This window comes from Paenibacillus sp. NEAU-GSW1, from assembly GCF_009737085.1.
Classification (GTDB): Bacteria; Bacillota; Bacilli; order Paenibacillales; family Paenibacillaceae; genus Pristimantibacillus.
On the sequence record NZ_WOVL01000029.1, the window covers coordinates 1 to 20,101 of the forward strand.

27 protein-coding genes and 1 pseudogene are annotated in these 20,101 nt (G+C 43.4%); 4 read left to right on the forward strand and 24 right to left on the reverse strand.

Going from position 1 to position 20,101, the window contains the following annotated elements; all coding sequences use genetic code 11:
- The 5 genes from GOM71_RS19430 to GOM71_RS19450 all read right to left on the reverse strand — a co-directional run.
- A partial coding sequence (locus tag GOM71_RS19430; protein WP_173275832.1) for a transposase occupies window positions 1-268 on the reverse strand: 268 nt, incomplete at its 3' end.
- A 327-nt stretch (window positions 269-595) separates the two neighbouring features.
- A complete protein-coding gene (locus GOM71_RS19435) occupies window positions 596-1,039 on the reverse strand; it encodes a cell wall hydrolase (protein ID WP_156284059.1) in 444 nt (147 codons plus the stop codon).
- Between the two features lie 54 nt (window positions 1,040-1,093).
- The gene (locus GOM71_RS19440) at window positions 1,094-1,594 is read right to left on the reverse strand and encodes a DUF3600 domain-containing protein (RefSeq protein ID WP_156284061.1); all 501 of its coding nucleotides are present in this window, start codon (window positions 1,592-1,594) and stop codon (window positions 1,094-1,096) included.
- Window positions 1,584-2,147, reverse strand: coding sequence for a sigma-70 family RNA polymerase sigma factor (locus GOM71_RS19445; RefSeq protein WP_156284063.1), 564 nt, complete (start codon window positions 2,145-2,147; stop codon window positions 1,584-1,586). The genes GOM71_RS19440 and GOM71_RS19445 overlap by 11 nt, the downstream gene beginning before the upstream one ends.
- A gap of 235 nt (window positions 2,148-2,382) precedes the next feature.
- On the reverse strand, window positions 2,383-2,922 hold the full coding sequence (locus tag GOM71_RS19450; RefSeq protein ID WP_367649715.1) for a DUF4269 domain-containing protein: 540 nt from the start codon (window positions 2,920-2,922) through the stop codon (window positions 2,383-2,385).
- A 154-nt stretch (window positions 2,923-3,076) separates the two neighbouring features.
- On the opposite strand from GOM71_RS19450, the gene GOM71_RS19455 reads away from it, so the two are divergent.
- On the forward strand, window positions 3,077-3,286 hold the full coding sequence (locus tag GOM71_RS19455) for an H-type small acid-soluble spore protein (protein WP_367649710.1): 210 nt from the start codon (window positions 3,077-3,079) through the stop codon (window positions 3,284-3,286).
- A gap of 650 nt (window positions 3,287-3,936) precedes the next feature.
- Here the strand turns inward: GOM71_RS19455 and GOM71_RS19460 are convergent.
- Entirely contained in the window at window positions 3,937-4,653 is a 717-nt protein-coding gene (locus tag GOM71_RS19460; RefSeq protein WP_156284067.1) for a 3-ketoacyl-ACP reductase, read from the reverse strand.
- A 180-nt stretch (window positions 4,654-4,833) separates the two neighbouring features.
- Between GOM71_RS19460 and GOM71_RS19465 the strand changes: the two genes are divergently transcribed.
- On the forward strand, window positions 4,834-5,196 hold the full coding sequence (locus tag GOM71_RS19465; protein WP_156284068.1) for a winged helix-turn-helix transcriptional regulator: 363 nt from the start codon (window positions 4,834-4,836) through the stop codon (window positions 5,194-5,196).
- Window positions 5,197-5,207: 11 nt separating this feature from the next.
- Here the strand turns inward: GOM71_RS19465 and GOM71_RS19470 are convergent, their stop codons facing one another.
- Together GOM71_RS19470 and GOM71_RS19475 are read right to left on the reverse strand one after the other, a co-directional pair.
- A complete protein-coding gene (locus GOM71_RS19470; protein WP_156284070.1) occupies window positions 5,208-5,600 on the reverse strand; it encodes a DUF302 domain-containing protein in 393 nt (130 codons plus the stop codon).
- Between the two features lie 123 nt (window positions 5,601-5,723).
- Window positions 5,724-7,067: an FAD-binding oxidoreductase gene (locus GOM71_RS19475; RefSeq protein WP_367649711.1), complete on the reverse strand. Its 1,344-nt coding sequence runs from the start codon at window positions 7,065-7,067 to the stop codon at window positions 5,724-5,726.
- Window positions 7,068-7,305: 238 nt separating this feature from the next.
- Here GOM71_RS19475 and GOM71_RS19480 point away from each other — a divergent pair, with 238 nt between their 5' ends.
- Window positions 7,306-7,737: a hypothetical protein gene (locus tag GOM71_RS19480; protein WP_173275834.1), complete on the forward strand. Its 432-nt coding sequence runs from the start codon at window positions 7,306-7,308 to the stop codon at window positions 7,735-7,737.
- A gap of 190 nt (window positions 7,738-7,927) precedes the next feature.
- Here the strand turns inward: GOM71_RS19480 and GOM71_RS19485 are convergent, their stop codons facing one another.
- Window positions 7,928-8,599 carry a hypothetical protein gene (locus GOM71_RS19485; protein WP_156284074.1) on the reverse strand — a complete coding sequence of 224 codons (672 nt, stop codon included), beginning with the start codon at window positions 8,597-8,599 and terminating at the stop codon, window positions 7,928-7,930.
- Between the two features lie 445 nt (window positions 8,600-9,044).
- Here GOM71_RS19485 and GOM71_RS25180 point away from each other — a divergent pair.
- Window positions 9,045-9,262 (forward strand): annotated as a pseudogene (locus GOM71_RS25180) (IS1380 family transposase); the annotation flags it as partial.
- 139 nt (window positions 9,263-9,401) lie between these two features.
- Here GOM71_RS25180 and GOM71_RS19490 read toward each other — a convergent pair.
- The 15 genes from GOM71_RS19490 to GOM71_RS19555 all read right to left on the reverse strand — a co-directional run bounded on the left by GOM71_RS19490 (window position 9,402) and on the right by GOM71_RS19555 (window position 20,074).
- Complete coding sequence (locus GOM71_RS19490; protein ID WP_156284076.1) at window positions 9,402-9,983, reverse strand: LOG family protein; 582 nt, start codon at window positions 9,981-9,983, stop codon at window positions 9,402-9,404.
- A gap of 26 nt (window positions 9,984-10,009) precedes the next feature.
- Entirely contained in the window at window positions 10,010-11,287 is a 1,278-nt protein-coding gene (locus GOM71_RS19495; RefSeq protein ID WP_156284079.1) for an FAD-binding protein, read from the reverse strand.
- A gap of 250 nt (window positions 11,288-11,537) precedes the next feature.
- Complete coding sequence (locus GOM71_RS19500) at window positions 11,538-11,975, reverse strand: DUF6376 family protein (RefSeq protein ID WP_156284081.1); 438 nt, start codon at window positions 11,973-11,975, stop codon at window positions 11,538-11,540.
- A gap of 204 nt (window positions 11,976-12,179) precedes the next feature.
- Entirely contained in the window at window positions 12,180-12,908 is a 729-nt protein-coding gene (locus GOM71_RS19505) for a sugar phosphate nucleotidyltransferase (RefSeq protein ID WP_156284084.1), read from the reverse strand.
- A 155-nt stretch (window positions 12,909-13,063) separates the two neighbouring features.
- Window positions 13,064-13,606: a hypothetical protein gene (locus GOM71_RS19510; RefSeq protein ID WP_156284086.1), complete on the reverse strand. Its 543-nt coding sequence runs from the start codon at window positions 13,604-13,606 to the stop codon at window positions 13,064-13,066.
- Window positions 13,607-13,834: 228 nt separating this feature from the next.
- Entirely contained in the window at window positions 13,835-15,010 is a 1,176-nt protein-coding gene (locus tag GOM71_RS19515; protein WP_156284088.1) for a serine hydrolase domain-containing protein, read from the reverse strand.
- Window positions 15,011-15,105: 95 nt separating this feature from the next.
- Window positions 15,106-15,243 (reverse strand): avidin-fold protein, encoded by a 138-nt coding sequence (locus GOM71_RS25185; protein ID WP_483311056.1) that lies wholly within the window; start codon window positions 15,241-15,243, stop codon window positions 15,106-15,108.
- A gap of 30 nt (window positions 15,244-15,273) precedes the next feature.
- Entirely contained in the window at window positions 15,274-15,528 is a 255-nt protein-coding gene (locus GOM71_RS19520) for a YolD-like family protein (protein WP_156284090.1), read from the reverse strand.
- A gap of 259 nt (window positions 15,529-15,787) precedes the next feature.
- A complete protein-coding gene (locus GOM71_RS19525; RefSeq protein WP_156284092.1) occupies window positions 15,788-16,006 on the reverse strand; it encodes a MarR family transcriptional regulator in 219 nt (72 codons plus the stop codon).
- Between the two features lie 139 nt (window positions 16,007-16,145).
- The gene (locus GOM71_RS19530) at window positions 16,146-16,862 is read right to left on the reverse strand and encodes an MFS transporter (protein WP_156284094.1); all 717 of its coding nucleotides are present in this window, start codon (window positions 16,860-16,862) and stop codon (window positions 16,146-16,148) included.
- Between the two features lie 374 nt (window positions 16,863-17,236).
- Window positions 17,237-17,707, reverse strand: a complete 471-nt coding sequence (locus GOM71_RS19535) for a GNAT family N-acetyltransferase (RefSeq protein ID WP_156284096.1) — start codon at window positions 17,705-17,707, stop codon at window positions 17,237-17,239.
- A gap of 153 nt (window positions 17,708-17,860) precedes the next feature.
- The gene (locus GOM71_RS19540) at window positions 17,861-18,238 is read right to left on the reverse strand and encodes a hypothetical protein (RefSeq protein WP_156284100.1); all 378 of its coding nucleotides are present in this window, start codon (window positions 18,236-18,238) and stop codon (window positions 17,861-17,863) included.
- A 185-nt stretch (window positions 18,239-18,423) separates the two neighbouring features.
- Complete coding sequence (locus GOM71_RS19545; protein WP_156284102.1) at window positions 18,424-18,669, reverse strand: hypothetical protein; 246 nt, start codon at window positions 18,667-18,669, stop codon at window positions 18,424-18,426.
- A 188-nt stretch (window positions 18,670-18,857) separates the two neighbouring features.
- Entirely contained in the window at window positions 18,858-19,046 is a 189-nt protein-coding gene (locus tag GOM71_RS19550) for a hypothetical protein (protein ID WP_156284104.1), read from the reverse strand.
- A complete protein-coding gene (locus tag GOM71_RS19555) occupies window positions 19,043-20,074 on the reverse strand; it encodes a TIR domain-containing protein (protein WP_253944935.1) in 1,032 nt (343 codons plus the stop codon). Before GOM71_RS19555 ends, GOM71_RS19550 begins: the two co-directional genes overlap by 4 nt.
- Window positions 20,075-20,101 lie beyond the last annotated feature (27 nt).

Genomic DNA, 20,101 nt, shown 5'->3' on the forward strand with positions numbered 1-20,101 from the left:
CAAGCCACATGAACATGATGTTTTCACGAACCGCTTTCGCGATTTGGCGAGAAGAGTAAATGCGCTGTGTGTAGGCATAGATGATGACTTTCATGAGCATCTTGGGGTGATAGCTATCCCGGCCACCCCCGGGATAAGCTTTCGTGAAGAGATTCATATCTAAACGATTGACTTCGTCGTTGATGACGCGAACGAGATGATTTTCGGGGATATCTTCCTGCAAGTCCATTGGCCAGGACAGCTGATCCATGGTATATTCTTTATACATAAGAAGCCTCTCTTTACTTAGAATGGGTGGGTGGTACCTCCATTTTAACAAGGGTTGGCTTCTTTTTGTTTGAGCAATTTATGAACAGGTTAAGGGTAGACGGAGCATTTAAATGATTCTGGAGAAGCGTCAGCGTTCGTTTTTGTGAAGGGATCCCAACCTTACCTCGTTGATTCAAAGGAATCCCTGAGCAATGGCGATCGGAAGAACATTTAAATGAGCAGTTTACTGTTTAACCCAGATAAAAAAAGGGGTATCCCATCGTCATTTTCATGACTTATGGGACAGCCCCTCCTTGGAATAGATTCTAATGTCGTTTGACAGCTGTTAAAACGTATTGTAGATATTGTCACATTCTCCCGCGATCGGTTCATAAAAGCAGTGCTTTTTCCACCGTCCTACAAACGGCTGATTATACCAAGTTGGCGGACATGGCCCGGGATTTTCAAACGATCCTGGACGGAAATACCATAGGGAGAATTTGGCTGGCCAATTCCTCTCCCCATTAACAGCCCGTTGCGCCAGACGGCGTTCCCTCTCTCTTGCGTTCTGATAGTACATACCATGCTGCAACGCTTCGAACGCATGCGGTTGGTTGATCATTTGGGGAATGGTTCGGATATCCTTAAAGTCGGAGCAATTCCCTCTTATTCGGTTAATGCCAACATTTCCAACAAGGAGCATGCCCATTTCGCCTTCGGTCTCAGCTTCTGCTCGGAGCAACCTTGCCAACATGTCAACATCCTGTTTCCTGGCCTTTACGACTCCCATCGGCTCACCTCTTTAGATTTCTAGACTCATCATATTGTAGGTGAAGCGGAAGTGTTACTTTGCGGTTCCGTTGATCTTCTCGAAGTACGGAGCCAGCTTGGAGGCGAGTTGCTCAAACTGCTGCTGTTCTTCTGTGGTCAGCTTCTCCTCATGAATGACCCCATTTTCATCGGTTTTCTTCAGCTTTAATTGCATCAACTGCTTGGTCAGCTCCGTATACGCTTTAAATTCATCCTCCGTGAGCTTGCCTTTTGCTGATTGAAGCATTCCCTCAATTTCTTGGTAATCTTCCTTTGTACCGCCATGCTGTTCAATGATTGCAACAGAACCGAATAGATCATCGGCTAGATAGGAAGATGCAAATACGGCAGACGGGATTAATATTGCTACTGCGGCAATACCTGCGAGCATACGTTTTTTCATTGGGGATCTACCTCTCTTTTCATTCAAATAGTGTTGATAGGACTGTCGTACACGTCCGTGCAAATCCGCTGGGTATTCCATCGAATCTGCCACCTGGCGAAGTTCTTCACGCAATTCTTTGTCAATTGACATACGCGTCTCCTCCCGTCATTTCGAATCGTTTCCGAAGTTCTTTCAGTGCCAGATGATGCCTTGATTTCACTGTACCTGAAGGGATCTGCAAAATGTCTGCGATTTCATCCAAAGCATAGTCGTGAAAATAGCGCAGGATGACGACCACACGTAGTTTGTACGACAACTGGCGGACAAGGTTAAACAGCTCATGCTGCATTTCGGACTGCAGGACAGCTTTGTCGGTCCAGTCGAACTGTTCGCAACTCATCTGGCGGTTTCGTTCAAAGAGGCGAATTCGCCGCCAGGCCTTTCTCTTCCAATCCTGGACAAGACGGACTGTGATCCCATGCAACCAAAACCGAAACGGCCGGTTTGAGTCGTAATTATGAAACGACCGCCACAGGTGCATATAAACTTCATTCACGATATCCTCAATGTCCTGTTTGTTGTAGACGAGAAAAGCAACCGTCCGATAGATATCTTGGTATGTTGCCTGATAGACATGCTGAAAGGCTGACTCGTCGCCCGACGTCGCTTTTTCAAGCCATTGAAGTAACTCTTTATCATTCATGGGGGCCCTCCTGAACGTGTTACAACCCTTTATTCGCTCTCATATGGAAAAAGGTTCAGTAAGAAGAGAATAAACTTTGATTCACATAAACATAAAGAGGTAAGGGGAAATCCCCTTACCTCTTCCCAGGCGTACGGCTTCAACTTATATGCTTCCTCATGGTTCCCCATGCTTCGCCAGTCACTGGATCGAGAATCAAGGCTCTAAACTCCAACGAACGAACCACCCTGTTGCATTATGTATACTTAATTACACCTAAATGAGTTCCATGGATTAGAAGCTCATCGTACGGGTCGCCAACTAAACCAAGTACCTGGGCAAAAGCCGGCTCAGTCTTTACACCTTGTTCTTTTAGACGAACAATATCTTTTTTTAAGTGAGGATTCGTCATTAGAATATGTTGTTCGACTATCATATGACGATATGCATTTTGTTTTTCAACTGCAACAGGCTGCGCAAATATTTCAAAATCAAAACCTTTAAACCTGAAATTTGAAATGATTGTAGGTACATTTCTGACGGTCATCTCTGCCAATACAAAACCGTCTAAGTTTTCATATCGTAACTTTACTTCATCCTTAAAAAGCTTGAAATCATGAACTTCCATAATAATGTCTAGGTCGGAACCTTTAATGTCAATCGAGATTGGAATGGTTCCACATAAGGTAGGCTGATATTTAGCAAAGTCATTAAGGATGTTTAATTCATTAATAATTTTGTAAGCACGACGCTGAATTTCATTTCCTGATTTCAAGTATGTGATGGAACGAAAGATAAGTCTCACTCCTAACCAATATATGTATATTCGCCAGCTTAATCATTTTACCAGATCCTAGCTTGAAAACATGCGAAAAAAAACGATGTCGCTTCGTTAGCTCGCGGATAAACAATGGGATCTCTGTAAACACTTTACACGAGGTGATGACATCGTGGAAGCGTACAGAGCGAAAGAGATCGCCGATTCTCCGGATATGATAACCGTATCGTACTTCGGCGTTCCTGTGTTTATCGAACATGTCAACTTGGGAGCCGGCACCGCGAGAATTCATTCGTTGGACAGACCAGACGAGGAGCAAACGGTACCGGTCGAGGTATTAGAAGAAGAATTCAACGACGAATTTGATACCCCGTTCATTTAAGATGCCTCCGGAACTAAAAAGAACAATGTACCCTTCTATTCGATTGGGACATTGTTCTTTTCTCGATACGGGCTTATTCTACTGGGGCATTGACATTTTCCTGCCCGTTGCTTCAAATTCCCGCTCCAATTCCTTGTAATAATCGATTTTCTCGTTAATGGCCTCCAAGTTTGCGAAAAGCAGATCGATCTGCTTTCGGATCAATTGCTTATGGTTCTAGAGCAGTCGTCTGCGCTCAGCGACCGTCTCGTCACCAACATAGCGCAGCTCGGCGAAATGCAGCATACTGGATCATCCAAAGGTCATGATTCATTCATATAACTTCGTGTCCCCGGATTCTCTCCAAATACAGAAAGTGACATCCTCTTTGGTTAACGCCTTGTCACTGAGATACTTTAACAATGTGGCGGGAACTTGCTCGTAAATACCTGGCCATGGTTCGTAATCATCCCTGGCATGTGGACTCATTTTCGAGAGAGGATCGAACCCTTTTGCTATGACACCTTCAGGAACAATTCCTATCCCTTTCTCAAATTTTATCAAAATATTATACCTATCGAAAGATACGACACAATTATTGTTGCAAAAAAAATAAAAGCCCGATTTCTCGGAGCTTTTATTAATGGATGGCATTATTTTGCTTTGGTTATTTATGGGTTTGTCGACCAAAGTCCTGCATGTTTCAATAAAACGCGAGGATGCAGCTTCAGTTGCGCTACGATTAAATCCGCCAAGTCTTCCGGCTGCATCACTTTTTCTGGGTTGCCGTCCGTTAGTTTGAGATTTACCGCCATATCCGTTGCGACCGTACTTGGAGTCAATGTACTTACACGAATGTTTTTCTTACGAACCTCAAGCATTAAGGACTCGCTGAGACCGATAACGGCTGCTTTCGATGCGGTATACGCGCTAGTAAGAGGCGCTCCTCTTTGACCAGCCGTAGACGCAATGTTTATAATGTCACCCGCGTTGCGTTCCATCATCTCTGGCAATACTGCGCGAGTCGCGTAATACACGCCCTTCACGTTGACGTCGATGATATTCGTCCACTCTTCGGGCGTCAGCTCCATGAAGCCGCCGAATTTGCCGATCCCAGCATTGTTGACTAGAATATCAATGGCACCCAGTTCGTCTCGAATGGAGTCAACGGCTGCAGTAATTGACGCAAGATCTGCCACGTCGGCTGTTGCAATGGCAACTTTCACACCGTACGGTTTTAGTTCTTCCGCTACCTTTTGCAAATTTTCAACTGTCCGCCCTATAAGACCTACATGAATTCCTTCTTGTGCAAACGCGATGGAAATAGCTCGTCCGATGCCGCGTCCTGCTCCAGTAATGATCGCTACTTTGCCTGTTACGGGTTGCATCCTGTTTCTCGCTCCTTTAATTTCTTAATCAATATTTGTTACAATGTTGAAGTGCAACAGGAACAAATAGGAATGATTGCTTCACTCCATTCTACTTGTGATCGTTTCAATTGAAAAGTATGCACTTTTTAGAGCGTAAGTTACCGCTAAGTTACTTACGTAGAAAAGGAGAAAAAATAAATGTCCGATACATTGCGAAAAGAAATAAAAGAGCGAATACTCAAACAAGATTATCACTGCGAAAAAGAGCTTACATTATCGGTCTTAAGCGGTAAATGGAAGGTCGTTATCCTGTGGCATCTCGGCGTGGAAGGCCCTCACCGGTTCAGCGAACTTCAAAGGCTGTTTCCGAAAATATCCCACAAAATGCTCACCAATCAGTTGCGCGAACTGATGGAGGATGAGATTGTTGAACGTGAAGTATTTCCTGAAGTTCCGCCGAAGGTTGTATATTCCATGACTGAGCTCGGGATGACAATATTGCCGATCGTTGAGATGATGTACGATTGGGGTAAAAAAAGAATGGAACAGCTCAAACCATAGAGTTAACACGCTCAGATGCTCTTATCAATGCACATAATCAAGCGTCGCTCGACGTCTAATGCGATATCCCGCAGCGCAGCAGCCGATTCTTCTCCGACCATTCCAATCAAATGCGACGGCTTCGGCAATCCGATATTCGTCAGACCTCCATGCTCATACACCGTAATCTTACAGGGTAAAAAATAACCATTTAATACATTTTCGCTTAACACTTTTTTCGCCTCGAATGGATTGCACACCTCAAGCACTTCATAACGTTGGTTAAACTCAATTCCTTTTTCATTTAACTTATCTTGAATGCTAAATCTCCAGAGAACCCCGAATTGTTCTTCCTTCAATGAAAGTTCCAGTGAATGGATGGCCTCATCGACAGATTTACGCGTTTGAACGGTGTAGTGGAACATTTGGATCCTCCTGAGATATTAATGATAAGCATTGTGCTTCCTAAGTAGGATTACCTACGCTCTAAAAAATATGAAAAAGAGTCCCTCAATGTAAGGGACTCCAATTATTAATTCAGCATTTTGTTAAGCTGGCGGAATGCTTTGCGGGTTGTTAAACACATTTGTCGGATCATATTTTGCTTTTACTCTGCGCAGCCTTGGGTAGTTCTTTCCATAATAAACGGGTCCAGAACATTTTATTCCCTGATCCGGTACGTTTATATATGACCCTACGATATAGGGCTGCAGCTTCGTTCTCGTGTTCCGCGCTAAGGCTATATTTCTAGCCGCATTCGATTTTTTTACCCATGAGCTGTTCCACTCCACATAATACTGCGGATCACGCCAGTAGAAAGCAGTAGCTCTAGGTGCGATACGTTTTATAGCTCCACCCCAGTTAAGGAAGTAGAAGCCTGCTGGCGTGCCTCCCTCCGCTTTTTCCAGAAATTCGCGCATATATTTAAAAGCTTTATCCGGGAATGGACGTCTGCCGAAACCGCTGGAGAACTGGTTGCTAAACTTTTGAGTAAGGACTGGATCGGGAGCCAGCAGAAATTTCGTCGCCTGCAAGTATGGGAGATACCGAATGTCTTTCTTAGTTGTCGTTCCGACACTCGTAATAGGCTCTAATAGACGGAGCGCTTCTTTTTTTGATCCAAGGTATACTCCCAGCATACTGACGTTGCCGCCTTTTTTGGGACCGACGGATAACTCGCTGCCCAGTTTATTACTTGTGAAAGGAGCCCATCGCTGCCATGCTTTAACGACTTTTTCGAACTGGCTCCAAGGCCAAGTGATGCTGAAAACAGTAGCCTTGACTGGAGCTTTCCTTACCTTGAATTTGTATTTGGTGTAGATGCCGAAGTTGCCGCCTCCGCCTCCTCGGGAAGCCCATAACAAATCGGAGTTGCGCTTTTTACTGGCGCGAATGATTCTCCCTTTTGCGTCGACCATTTCGAGCGCAAGAAGATTGTCGCTTATAAGTCCAGTCGTCCGTTGGAGCGGTCCAATCCCGCCACCGGGTGTAATTCCGCCAATACCGACCGACGGACTGTCGCCAAATGGAGCCATAAATCCTTGCCGAGCAAGTGTGTCAACAATCCTCCCTACGCGGTTGCCCGTTCCTACAACAGCTGTACTGCATTTTTTATTCAGCTTAATGCTCTTTAGTTCGCTAACATCAATAACAATGCCTCCGTTGACTTGAGAAAGATTCGTCTCTAGCGCATGACGTCCGCTTCTCGCTCGAATAGGCACGTTGTTTTTACGGGCCCATCGAATAGCGTTTGCCACATCCATCGTTTTTTGGGCAAAAACAAATACTTTAGGAAAACGATTCGTATGAGGATCCCAGTTTTTACGAGCCGCCTCATATCCCGGATCCCCCTTAAAAACCACTCGGCCTGTAAGCTTAACTTTTGAATTCACATATTCAACTCCTTATGAGTAAATGTGCATTTCATCGAATAAAGTAGGCAGATTCCATATAACGTATGAAAAGGTACTGCTGCTTGTATGGGCTGGCGCTGAGATCGGAATTATTTTTGAAAAGACCAAAAAAACCGTTATCATTTGACAACAGTCATTCATACTGGAGTATTTTTTGAGTCCTCTTTATCCGTCCTAGGCAAAATGCTATTGTAGTAAACCGTTTACGCCATCAGCATTGTATGTTAGCAGCACAAGTGAGCAATCCATAACTTCCGGCCCTGCCGGGGGCGGGGAAGGCGGCGCAGTACAGTTTAATAACGCTCCCGTTCTTGCAGGCACAGCGTTGTCTTTCACGGCTCCTTCGACAATCAATATTTTAGAATCCGGGCTGTACAGTATTGAATGGGAGGTGTTCCCTCTGCCTCCGGCTGAGCCTGGAATTAGCGTGTTTGCTTTATTCGCAGATTCAGTATTAGTAGCGGGAAGCAATTACGGAAGTCGAGACGACACGAATCCATATACAGGTCAAGTGCTTGCATCATTATCGGCTGGAGTAGCTTTAACGTTAAATCGATTTGATGATACAGGCGGCGGAGTTACATTAAACCCAACCATTATAGGAAATCCAATTATCAATGCTTCAGTTCTGATTGTTAAAATAGGATAATACTTTAACAATGAACTAAAATAGCAGCTGCCGACGGCACGCTGCTCCTCGTGTTGTTTTCCTGTTAACCTCTTCCCCCACGTATTCCCCCAAGCTCGAAGTGTAAACATTTTCTGTTAAATTGCTTTTTATAAATCCTAAACGTTCGTAGCAGCGAATAGCAAATTTAATTGCGAAAAGCCAATTTCGGTCAGTAGGATCCTTCTCCTTCAATCCCATACTTACTACATAAACCGATTTTAATATCGTAACATTTCTCAACTAGCCCCTCAGATGTTAGACGGTATTTTACTAACTCTTCGGAACCTTTTGTTAGTACGATGTAATATAAACTACCCCCCGTATCAGGTAGCCAATTAAATAGTTTTATTAAATTAACCTTACTCAAGCTTTCCGTATCAGCTAACTGGAAATAGAGTACGTAAGCTCCATTTATTTCACTCGTTCCTAAAATACTCTTCTCTACATTAAGCTCAAATGGCAAATTACTACTTTTAAAAGAAACTGAAAGTCCATTAATATATCTCTCTTCTCTCTCATACTCAATAAGCTTCTCGGTATCATCCTGCCGATTTTCAATAATTTGGCTAATGATTATTGGTGAAAAAAAAGCTAAAATGAAGAGAACAATACTGACAGAAAACAGTATTGCCTTCTGCTTTCTCAGCTTCATTAACAACCATACATAACTAGCACTAATTGCTACTAGAAGAATTCCCGAGAAAATTGATTCCGCCACATTCCCTGTTTCAATCCAGACCCCATTAGAAGGCAATTGGAAAATGAGCATAAGCAGTAAATAATAAAACGCCACTCCTGATATAATGCTTAGTACGATAATCAAGATACTTTTTAACCTCACTTAAATCCCCCTCAAAAATCCAATTTCTTAAATATTTCCCGCTTTTTTCAGTGAAATAAAAATCCAGTAAGATTTAAAAAAGTTATTAAATAATATTGATCCTGTTCCCCTCTCATCTATATTGTCAAAATTTGATTATATTCACCATTATACATTTTTCAACTGTCGAATGCTGTCTTATCATACAATCTGAATCCGTGATATAACTATCTGATAACCGTATTATTCTTGAAGAATCCGCCGATTTGCTCAAACGGGCGAAGGCTCCATTAAAATACGGATGATTTCATTGACATGAGCCTTCGATACGCACGGTGCATCACTAACCTGCCGATCCTCGCACGATTAGATGGCGGTAATGATGCTTCTGATAATGTGAATCTACTGCTGGACCAAGAAGCTGACTTTATTATTAAACGGAATCCTCGTAAGGAGTCCGATCTGCCGAGTGACAGAGCGTACCATTGAGCGAGATGGTCAGGCGCTTCTTATTCCTGATGTTGAGTTTTCGCTGAATTGGACAACACTCGAATGCTCAGAGGAACAAGTTGTCGATCTGTACAAAGACCATGCAACAAGTGAGCAGTTCCATAGCGAAATTAAATCTGACTTAACCTCGAACGTCTGCCTTCAGACAAATTCGCAACGAATGACCTCATTTTGCATTCTGGTTCAGAATGGAAGCCAATCCAATGTGCCATGCTGCGATGAATAGTGAGATATCACGGATTCAGGTACGAATAAAAAAAAGCCGCATTTCATGCGACTTCTGCTTTAGACAATTATAGTATATTATTGCAGCTTAAACACGCTGATCATTCAGATACGTTTTGACCGAAGGAGCAACATAATTGGAAAACTGCTCCAGAACACCTGCAGCAGTCGTATCTGTAATGAACATCGAACGATACTTAGACTGCATAAATTGTTCGCGCTGCATCGTTTCAAACATCGAGACAATCGGATCGAAATATTGATTTACATTTAATAAGCCGCACGGTTTTTGATGCAAGCCCAGTTGTCCCCAAGTGAATATTTCAAAATATTCTTCCATCGTTCCGGGACCTCCAGGCAGAGCGATGAAGCCGTCCGCCAATTCCGACATTTTGGCTTTACGTTCGTGCATGGACTCGACCATAATGAGATCGGTAAGACCTTTATGGGCAATTTCGCGGCTTTGGAGGAAGAATGGAAGGATTCCGATCACCTCTCCGCCTTGCTCCAGTACAGCGTCTGCGACAGTTCCCATCAGCCCCACATTCGCTCCGCCATAAATGAGTGTGATCTGACGTTTGGCAAGTTCCTGGCCTAGTTTTACTGCGCTTTCTTTATATATAGGGGAGGCTCCTTCACTGGAGCCGCAGAATACCGCTATTGATTTCATAATCGAATTCTCCAATTCTATTAGCTTTATTGCGCCATCACATAAGTATCCACGAACGAGTTCCGAAACTTCCCTTCAGGATCGTAACGCAGCAGCAGCTGGCGGAAATCAGGCAACCGTTCAAACAGCGATTGCACTCTTCCTGCATCCATTGTGAAAAGCTTCGCCCAGTGAGGGCGCGCTCCGAACGGCTCCAACTCCTTCTCAATAAGCGGAAGAACTTGACGAACGCTCTCCCAATCCTGCTTCCATGTAAAATGGAACCCGACACTGTTTTGCCGGTAGCAAGGACTCATCCAGAAGTTGTCTGCGGCTATTGTACGTACCTCGGAAATAAAAAGATGCGGCGCGATTTGATCGCGCAGTCTGTCGAGAGCGCGCAGTGCCTCATACGCATGCTGCCGTTCCACAAAATACTCGCTTTGCAGCTCATTGCCTGCGCTTGGCGTGAAATCCATGCGAAAATGCGGCAGCCGCTCATGCCATGGACCCGCGACACCTAACTGTTCGCTGCAGTTTACCGCAGATTGACCAGGCACTGGATGGCGTTTTTCCGGAGCGGACAATGCCCCGAAGAAATCGGTTAACGAATCATCTGGATCAGCTGAAAGTTCCCCTCCAGTCTTAACCTTCCGCTTCACCCACACTTGATTAAATGCCGGAGCAGTCCAATCGGTAAACAAACTGACACTGTACGCAGCGGAAAAAATCTCATTCAAACTGCCGTCCAAAGCAGACAATGGAAGCTGGTCGTAAACAGTCTGACTTATATGAAAAGAAGGTACTACGTCGAGCGTAAGCTTCGTTACTACGCCAAGCCCGCCAAGCCCTACAACTGCTCCCTCGAAATCCGGGTCTATTCCGCGTGTAAGAACTACCGCTTCACCGTCGGCTTTCACTAACTCGATAGAACGGACGGCATCTGCCAGTCCGGCGTTCTGATCGCCCGATCCGTGAGTAGCAGTCGCGACTGCGCCGGCCACGCTGATATGCGGCAATGACGCCAAGTTGTGCAGCGCGCAGCCATGTTCGTGTAAATAATGGCACAAATCCCCGTAACGAATACCGCCCTCAACCGTAACTGTCCCTTGCTCCCGATCGAGCTCAATTACCCGATTGAGCTTCCGAAGCGATAACTGGGTGCCGAAGGTGTCGGCGATCCCGTTAAAGGAGTGGCGCGAGCCGAGTACGCGAATGCTTTGGCAACGAACAACGATGTCGCGAACTTCTTCCAGCTTTTCCGGTTCAAGCCATTCCAACGAATTGTAACGGTAATTTCCAGCCCAGTTCAAATTTTGTTCCATATGAGCACCTCCTGTTGTGCGTACGTGGCGGCCAATTCATGTACATCCTGCTCTGCGTAATTTAAACGCATACCTAGAGGTTAATCTATTATGATTAACGTTACAAGGCATAAACTCTCATTAAGCAAAAATAAAAAAGCCGCAAATTATGCGGCTTCTATTGCTGCTTGTCGCTATTTAATAACTTCTGCAACACCTTTTGGGAATGTCTCTTCAAAGCGATTGTTACTTTCGTATATGTCAAACCATGTTATACGCCTAAATTTTCGATTCGATTAATCAAGCTCGTTATGTCGTTGATCGTTGTCAAAATTGGCGAGTTTTCAAGCTGATCCAGTGCAAGATGGCCCTCGGCTAATACTTGGTTAATCTCATCCAACAGCAACTTATTTTTTTCAAGCAATTGTTGATGCAGATCCTTTGCAATTGCCGGCGCTTCGATCAAGTTGAATTGTTCAATCTCCGTTCGTAAAGCAATTAATTGGTCTTCAAGCTTTTGTAACGTATCCGGGTTAGTTGCGGCATCCTGAATCATTTGCGGGGCTTGCTCTGCAAATGCAGTTAAGCTATTAATATGTTCTGTAGCTTGATTCACATAGCCCAACGTGTTATCTGCCTCTTCTATGAACGAGCATGCACTTAATGCCATGGAGGAAACGACAAGTAAGAGGATCATCAATTTTTTCATTTTTTTTATCTTCCTTCCGCTTTGTTTTAAGTTTTTACGTCATTCATGGAAAATGGTTTCCAAATCTCTCCTTCTTTGCGGGGATTGCCACCATAAATCATTCTCGGTCGTTTGCGGAATCTGCTCCAAATCTAGCACTTCTCCTATTTTAGGAATCTTATAAGCGATATTGTGGTTCTCGGCTGCTGCCGAGCCCCTTCTCGCCTAACGTCCTAATGCGTTATTCGTTTTCATCCAATTTTCTTTCGTTCCGGTATCCCAACGTTTTCCTTGATAGGCGATTCCGTATGCTTTTCCTTTTTTCATAACCGTATTTATCGCTTCGGTTAAGTAGATTTCACCGCCATGTTGTTGCAAAGCTTCGATTGCGCTAAATATTTCGTGCGTTGCAACAAATCTTCCGGTCGACGTATATGACGATTCGAAATGGTCGATTGGTTTTTCGATGAATTCATATAATTTGAAAACGGCAGCATTCCATTTTTCTAAAGACAAACAGTTGTATATTTTAAGCTCTTCCTGACCTGCCTCTTCAATCCCCGTCACGATACTTGCATCCATCTGTTCAAAATGTTCAATTAATTGCTTCATGACCGGCACTTTACTTTCGAAAATATCATCTGCATAACAAATACCGAATGGACCTTCCTTCAACGCTTTTTTAGCCAAGTACAAAGCTGGAGCTGTTCCATTTATATTTTCCTGTACGACAAACTGGATATTAGAATTGTCTTTGTAATATTCCTCGATAATTTCTTTCTTGTGTCCAACTACGATAATAATATGATCGATGCCAGATTCCGTCAGCTCCTCGACCACATAATCAATTATCGGTTTGGTTCCGATCGGCAGCATAGGTTTCGGAATTACCTTTGTAATGGGAAGCAGTCTAGTTCCCAAACCTGCGGCTAATATAACAGCTTGTTTAACCATACTTTTTCCTCCGTCGCAATATTCATTTGACCCGCAGCAAGAACGGTCCTACAAAAATAAAAAGCCGCCATCCATGCGACTTTGTGCTAAGCATTGTATTCGCCCTTAGAACAACCGTTCGACTCAAGCCTCTGCAGCCGCTCGGAATCAGGCTTCTATCTAAAGACCTTCCAGTTTAGAATGAGACAGACTAACGCAGCTATATTGAGCGGTTCAAAAATGAGATAAATCGGGCCGTATGTGGCAAGCATAATTAAACCGCCTGCGGCATTTAGTACGGTTAACGTTAAGGCAAAAAAATATGCTTTCATTTTCAACAATTGAATTCCAAGCCAAATACCGCCCGCCATGAAAAGCAAATTTAATAGACCAAAGGAAGTAGAATGAATCGAGATCTGATACATTCCCAGCATACCAGACAATCCTGCTGTAACCAAAATCAGTATGCCAGCAGCTGTCAAAGTTCCAGGCCTTTTATCCGGCATCACATTCGTCTTATCTCTTTCTTTCCCGCCCCAATGATCTTTATTATCCTTATCAACATACGGGGCCCCTCCGATAATAACCGCGGCTAAGACGTTGCCAACCATGCCGGCAAAAAACCAAAGCACAGCATTTTTCCCGCGCCGAGTTGCCATATAAGCGCACATACACGCAACAAAAAATGTTGGTACGATATATTCCCAAATACTATTCATTCAACCTCTGCTTCTCCTTTTGTAGCGGAATCTTTCATGAAACAGGACGAACAGAATTAAGACGCGCCATTCTATACGAGTGAAAAAAACAGCCAATACATATATTATCAAAATATGACATCATATTCTATAGATTGTTTCAAATCAATAGATTCCAATAAAAAAGCCATTCCCCGTAATCTCGGAGAATGACTTGTGCAAGGCTGCAAAGCGAGTGTTTCTTGTGCCTTATAGGGAGCTTACGACAATATTGCGCAGCTTGCGAGTAAGCGAAGTCGTCCCTGCATCTTTTTTCTGGATCATGAACAAAATAGTCAATCCGTCTTGCGGACAATTGCCGAAGTAAGCGCCTAACCAGCCATCCCAGCCATATTCCCCGGGACTTCCGATAATGCCTGCTTTAGTTGTGTCTGTCATAATGCGCATCAGGTTGCCGTAGCTATGCCCGCTGAGCGTATGCCACGACTCATAGCTTTTCTGCTGACGTTCATTTAACGTTGCAGACGTTAAGTACTTAACCGTTCGAGGCCGCAAAATTTGAACGCCGGAAAGGCTTCCGTTATTCATTAACATAGTCGTAAATTTAGCGGAGTCATCAATCGTCGACACCAAACCGGCGCCTCCCGATTCGAATTCAGGGCTGTGATCCATCGGATTATTAATTCCAAGATGATTTCCTGTAAACGCTGTCAAACCGCCCTGACCGTTATCTGCATAGGTCGTAACCAGACGACTTCTTTTATGCTCAGGCAGCCAGAATCCGGTATCCTTCATTTCCAACGGATCAAACAATTCTTTTTGCATAAATTCGCCTAATCGCATGCCGCTTGCGACTTCAATAACCGCACCCAGCACATCGGCCGAGATACCGTATTGCCAGGACGATCCGGGCTGAAAAGAAAGCGGTGCTTCGCCAATCCGGTTCATCGCTTCCAGCGTGCTTAGAGGCGATTCGCCCGATAGGCTCCGATCGATTTCCTTAAGCACTTCCTCAGTTGCTCGGCCGGCTTTGTCGGTGCCGCCATACACCAATCCAGACGTCATGCCAAGCAAGTCATATATATTGACTTCTCTTTCCGCCGGAACCAATTCGCCGTTCTTCTCCACCATTTGGTTTTTGAATCCGGGCAAGAACGTGCTCACCGGATCGAACAAGTCGATTACTCCGCGTTCCAGCAAAATCATCGCGGATACGGCCGTAATTGGCTTTGTCATGGAATATAGTCTAAATATCGAATCTCTCGTAATCGGACGTTCCGTTGCTATGTCAGCCATGCCGTCTTCATGATAGAAAATTTCCTTGCCGTCTTTGATCACCATAAAATTGGCGCCAGCCGCTTCATTGTTGGTAATGCTTGTGCGAAGCGTTGTTTTCAGTTGATGAATGACCGTTGGATCCAACATGATTTAGTTTCCCTTCCTTTCTGCGTCTTATAAACTATCGAATCAAATATTCGATAAAAAATGATAAACTCCTTTGAGCGGTTATGCTAGCGCAACTATATTTCTTCGATTACGGAATATCCTATTGAGCGATCCTTGCAAGTCCATTCCCATTCTTCATGCATTTTCAGTTTACCGTTGTCTAATCGTTCAGGCTTCGATTGTGTTTTGAACGGTTTTAAACACTTTGCCATCGTAATTTAACGAAGTCATAGGTACTCTCCTCAGTATTCCCGCGGATAATTCACACTCATGATATCCATAAACGGTACTTTATTTATTCCTTCCGAGGCTTCTACATGAACCGTGCCCGTTCTAGAATCCATTTTAACGATTTGCCCTTTAACGGGCTCTTCTTTACCCCATACTGACAGTACAATAATGGATTGTTCATGAAATGCTTCTGAAAGCTGATTGCCGATCTCTTCTAATACAAATTCATCTCGTGTCGGTCGTTTTGGAATTTTTGCTTTAGCCATAATCAATTTTTACTCCAATCTCAATAGAAAATGAATGTAGTCGTATACCATTAGAATCTTTACGAACAAACCAACAAGATCATATGTTCGCATGTATCGATAATATAAAAGCCGCTGCAGCCGAACTGTTCAAGCGACTTGATATGGCGCGCGACTCGTTTTCATAAGAAATATCTCTCGGTTTCTCACAGCTATCACCTATTATATCATAAAAATAAAAAAGCAGAGAAACATCGCATGCTTCTCTGCTTTCTACTAATTACTTAGTAGCCGCGATCCACTGTGAGATCCGTTCATAAAAAACGATTTCCTTCTCATTAAGCGCATCGATTATTTTCCGCTGTCCTAATTCAGTGAGAGATAATAATACCCCTCTGTGATCGTTAGGAGACGTTTCTTTTTTCACATATTCCTTCATTTCTAATTGCTTTACAAGGCGGCTGACCGCACTTCGATGCGTAGCAGTTGCTTCTGCCAAAGCAAAGTCTATTGAACCTGTCTCGCCTGGAGGCGATACCGAGGAGTTGTTGAAGAGTAAAGGGGTTTTGACACCTATAAAGGCTTGATCAATTCAATATAAAAAGGACCGCGTATTTGCGCGATCCCTTGCTTTCCTATTATTGTTGGGCGAAAAGTTCATTTAGCATTTTACAAGGATCATGATCATAGTCATTGGAACTACAATATGGTGGCGTATCGGTTGGTTTCTTATTATTAATCGCAAAACTGATATAAGGTTTACCATAGTATTCGGAATCATCTAAACGCTCATAGTCGATGGAGACCCTCACACCATATTTGGCTGGAGGCAGTGCTTTTATTACTTTTTTCAAATCTTCAGCGGAAAGTATATTATCTTGCTTTTGCAACGATATCCTGATTGAATTACTGTCAGCACTCCAATAGCCAAGTGTCTCGGATTTACTCTCCTTCTCATTAAATTCCAATGGAGCGATTTCTTTAGCAAATGTTGAATTCAACTCTCCTATGTAGTCTTGTACATATGGCTTCGCACGATATTTTGAAATGGCATCCATTGTATTAGTCCAGAGCTGAACAGCCGGCATAAACATAAAAGCCGAGACAATGATGATTACAAAAGTTGCTCCAATATAAGTATTTGTTTCAAAGATATAACTGCCTATACGTAAGTAAACGATTAACCCCATTACTGCCAGAACGATGATCCCTGTAATTGTCAGAGCTCGATTCATGCCAAAAAATTTGATTTCATAACTTAAAGCCAAATACAATAAACCAAACAGACATCCGACTCCGATACCTGCCGCGCCAAGCAGGTAAAGGGTTGCCCAAAGTTTTTTTAGATTACGCATAGGCATTCTCCTTATGATGAACTGTAATAAGAACTAACCCCATCATAAGGAGAATTGAATGGTCGTCATAGTTCTAATGTTTCCTAGTACCTTCTGACGTTATTTTTTACTTTTCTTTGAAGCTAACCAGAAAACTAGAATGACTATGGGAATGAAAATGAACCAGGGTATGTTAATCATACTCTGAGTAATAAAGGCAATCACCATCAATCCGATGGCCCCAAGAATGAGCCAGAGACAACCTCTGCCGAACGTTTCCACGCGACAACCATCTCCCTTCTTGACTCCCCTTCTATACCGATATTATGTTCATCGAATTTGATTTATTAAAACAAAACGATTTATTGAAACCAACTCGCTACATGTTTTTCTTGTTATGACACAATGGATAATTCCATAAATATTTCAGCACTATCATTATCGTTGTATTTGGGTATCTCATAAAAGCCGAAGCTTCGAAAAACTGACATCGCTTTATAAGATTGCTTCTCAGTGTCCAACCTCAGCTTTATTAATCCGGCTTGTTTTGCAAATTCTATTATTTGGCTCATCATGCTTTTGCCGTAACCTTTATCTTGATGTTCAGGTAAGACGAAGAACCTCTTTATTTCGCCAATTCTGTTTTCAGAATCAATACCCTTCAAACCTATAGACCCAATAACGCCATACCCTTCCTTCAATAACCAGAATCCGCCTCCAGTCTCAAAATATAGAGGTTCAATACTTCTAATATCTGAATGCGATCCTTCAGGATCAAAGACATATCCTCTGGAAACATACATCGTTTTCATAAACTCTTCCAATTGATACTGGTCTGATCTAACGTATCTCTGCAGCATTGGCATTCCTCTCTCTCGTGGTTAAAAATATTACGCAATCAATGGTTTGGATCATCCATTCGCCAAGTTTATTTTCTCTAAAAGCATAAAACTTTCTCATGTCTTCAACCGTTTTCCAATTGCGAGCTCGTTATAGCTGCCTCAACCGGTTTCGCATTGTCATTTCCGCAAGCTGTCAGGAGGAATAGTGCCGTTATTATGAGCGCTGCAGCATTGAATTTCAACATCAAATCGATCCCTTTTATATGAAGATATCGAATTAGACGGCAACGAAAATGAAATTGTTACAGATTTAAATGCTGTTTTTCTCCAGCCAATATTCATACTCGCCGTCAATGGCGTCGCAATTGTTGCATAGTTCTCCCAAGTATCTTCAACATGATACGGACTCCCTGTGATTAACTCATTATCGTAGAGGACGAATCGATCCGGATTTATAATAGACACATCCGAACGAATGATTTTTCCGTAATACTCCATAATATATACATTTTCAAACTGATTTTTTGCATACTCTAGATTGTTCTCGACCGGCAACTAGTGAAGTTCCCCGGCAACCATTCAGGCACTCTATGTTGGATTAATCCACTAACTTCGGCACATTTGCCCCATTCAGGCGCTCCATGTTGGATTTATCCACTAACTTCGGCACATTTGCCCCATTCAGGCGCTCTATATTGGATTAATCCACTAACTTCGGGCGCCAGCAACAGCTGGCAGACTCAATCCAGTTCATACTTCGCAAATCGCAATCCCCACATCGTTCCGAAAAAGTCGCCCTCTGATTTGTTCCAAATTTCTTTAGCAATAATTTGGCTAATGATGGTTTCTCCCCATTGATCCTTCGCTTTGATGCCTTTGGATGATAAATAATCGAGCCCTTCATTTATTCCTTTTACTGCCGATCCCATTGCAACCGAACTCACATCTTCGAAGTGCAAGCTTTCTTTTGATTTATAAAAAAACATCCAAAAACGTATCCTTCTCGACTACAGCAGGATCCGCTTTGATGCATAGCAAACCTAAATTCCAAGTCAATATGAACACCTCATCTATGCATTCTTTACCTACGGAATTCGACAACAATCTCCCAATGCCTACCAACAAAACAAAAAAACCGCTGAGGCCAGAGCAGCCAGAGCGGTTATCCTTATTGTTAAGCAAACGACGGTTTCTTATCGGTTACCTTGCCGCTATAAACTTTAATATACTCGTTGTCAGTACCTTCAACGGATGGGCCGGTGAATACAACGCCGATCCCGGAATCTTGTTTCAGTACGCCGAACCTGCGCCCCCGCGATACTTCAGCCGATTCGGTCGTATGTTTCTTTCCGCTGTTTCTCATAGAGAGTCCCCTCCAACTAAAGCTTTAATCGTTATGAGCAGTTCTTCATTATTGGAAATGATCTTCTTAAAATCAAAAGCGGTTAACGTATATTTACCGGAAATGTGCACCGATAGAACATGTTCTTTATCTAAAGGATAGCACAAGATATAGGTCTCTTCAATCGCGCGGCGCAAGAAAAATTCATACCTTCCGGTCTTGAAGGCGTCCACCACGTAGATCTTTTGCTCTTCTCGCGCGTCTGCCTCTGCGTCATCCAGTTTATAGATTCTGCCGCGGCCGACATTTCCGCCAACCTGTTGAATATGCTCTTGATCGATCCGCTTCCAGATAGCGGCTCCCGTAGTCGTGAAGCCTCCAGGCTGCAAGAATGAGTTTCGAATCGCTTCCGAAAAAGCGTTGTATCTTTCCATCTTATTCGCGACTGTAATATTTCGAGTATATTCCCAAAAGAAGCGCAGCAGACTTTGTTTCCGGTCGATCAATGCATCTTTCTCTTCCAGCATTGCTGCAGGATCCTGAAACAGCTGCTCCCTTTTAATGACGCTCAGAATCTCGCCGCAAGCGGTATCGACCGCAGCTGCATATTTGCCATCGTCGCGAATACCGTATGTAAGCAAAGTGAGGCCGTTTAAGTCCGAAAGCAAATGAAACTCATCGATCTTTTCTTCTGCAAGCAGAGCATTTCGCTCTTCCACTTCGCGAGGTATGATGCAGAAAACACGGCGTCTGCCCAATCTTCCCCAAAACAACCCTGCTTCAAACAACGTATTGTCTCTCGTAATAAAAACAGGTTTATTGCGGATGATTGCCACATCGTCGGCTGCAAACACGAATATGCCAAAATCATTGGCGCTCAGCTCTTTTTCAAGCGCTTCCACCGTATAATCGTTGGCGCCAAACGTACCGGCATACCAAGGATTAATTTGCGCCGTGTATTCAAGTTGGGCAGCAACCGCACGGGCGTAAGGAATCGCTTCCCGCGAGCAGCCGATAAACACGTTTGGCTTTCGATTGGTTATTTTCAAGCCTCTATTCTCCTTTAGCATCTAATC